General features: G+C 41.5%; 2 protein-coding genes. One reads left to right on the top strand and one right to left on the bottom strand.

All coding sequences use genetic code 11. The features are described 5' to 3' along the window. Nucleotides 1-31 precede the first annotated feature (31 nt). Nucleotides 32-397: a hypothetical protein gene (locus AN486_RS26490; protein WP_290603054.1), complete on the top strand. Its 366-nt coding sequence runs from the start codon at nucleotides 32-34 to the stop codon at nucleotides 395-397. Between the two features lie 58 nt (nucleotides 398-455). Here the strand turns inward: AN486_RS26490 and aroB are convergent, their stop codons facing one another. Further along, on the bottom strand, nucleotides 456-1,568 hold the full coding sequence (aroB, locus tag AN486_RS26485; protein ID WP_290603053.1) for a 3-dehydroquinate synthase: 1,113 nt from the start codon (nucleotides 1,566-1,568) through the stop codon (nucleotides 456-458).

Below are 1,568 nucleotides of genomic sequence, written 5' to 3'. Positions count from 1 at the left end.
ATTTCCCTAATAACAAGGTTTTTAACAGTACATGAACAAAAGATTTATTTTAACTTTGATTTCTAGCCCCGTGTTGTTTACATCCATGTTATCTATGGTGATGATGGGTAGACCTGCTCATGCTAGTCAAACAGTTGACACTGCTGGTACTCATGAATCTTGTGTCATGTCTCCCCATTCAGCAACTCCAAGAAAGGTATGTATACAGGTGAGTAATACTCCTTTGAGCGTTGCTAAAGAACCCATGAAATTGGCACAAGCGGACACAAATAATCCCAAAGAACTAGAATTTTCTGATGCTGAAAGTGATTTAGCTATCAAGCTATTTGGCTGTGATTGCCCTGTTTGTATCAATGCTGCTCGGCAATTGAATGGTTCAGCGCCTTTGCCAGTATAGAAGGAAAGGGCAAACAGCAGGAAGCGGGGGAAGAATTTTCTTCTTCTTCTTCTTCATTCTAAACTCCTGACTCCTGACTCCTATTCCCTAATAATACTTCTCGAATTATTTCCGTTGGTACTTCGTCGGTAACTTTGACTGCACCAATTTGGGTTGGTAATACAAAGCGGACTTTACCAGATTTAACTTTCTTGTCTAGTTGCAAAGCATCAATAAGAGCTTCAATATCTAAATCTGCGGGTATTTGGGTGGGTAAACCTGCTTTTTTAATTAAGGCGTTTTGACGTTCTGCGTCTGCTTGTTGCCAAAGTCCCAATTTTACAGCAATTTCTCCCGCTGCTACCATACCAATGCCTACAGCTTCACCATGTTTAAACAGACGATACTCTGTGAGACTTTCCACCGCATGACCAATGGTATGACCATAATTTAAAATTGCCCTCAGTCCAGATTCTTTTTCATCTTTGCTAACTACATCTGCCTTTGCTTGACAGGAATGAGTTAATATGCTGTTTATCAGGTCGGATTTTACATAGCGGAGTTGATCAAGGTGTTTGCTTGCTGTTAGTTGAGTAAATAACTCGGTGTCCCAAATGATTCCGTATTTGATCACCTCTGCCATTCCTGCCCGAAATTCCCTAGCAGGCAGGGTTTTTAAGACTTCTGGGTCAATTAAAACTAGACTGGGTTGATGAAATGCACCAATCAAGTTTTTACCGTGGGGATGATTTACGCCGGTTTTACCACCAATAGCCGAATCTACCATTGCTAAGAGACTGGTAGGAACTTGCACTACATTGATGCCTCTGAGCCATGTGGCGGCAGCAAAGCCTGTCATATCACCAATTACACCTCCCCCCAAGGCGACCATTGTTGAGGAGCGTTCTAGGCGATTTTCCAGGGCAATGTCGTAGAGTTTTTGAATGGAGTTGAGGGTTTTGTAGCGTTCTCCTGGGGGTAGGTTGTAGCTAACGACTTGAAAACCGGCATTTTCTAAAGAGGCGATCGCTCTTTCGCCATAATATTTAAATATCATCGGGTTGGAAACTAGCAATACTTTCTTACCTAGTTTCAAACTCGCCATTTGTTCACCTAGTTGATCTAAACTCCCAGGTGCAATGGTAATATCATAAGATTTTTCTGGTATATCTACTTTAATTACAGAACTCAT

It is taken from the genome of Anabaena sp. AL93 (genome assembly GCF_001672085.1).
GTDB classification, from domain to species: Bacteria; Cyanobacteriota; Cyanobacteriia; order Cyanobacteriales; family Nostocaceae; genus Dolichospermum; species Dolichospermum heterosporum.
The sequence above is the reverse complement of the archived record's forward strand: the minus strand, read 5'-3'. Positions and strand labels throughout refer to the sequence as shown.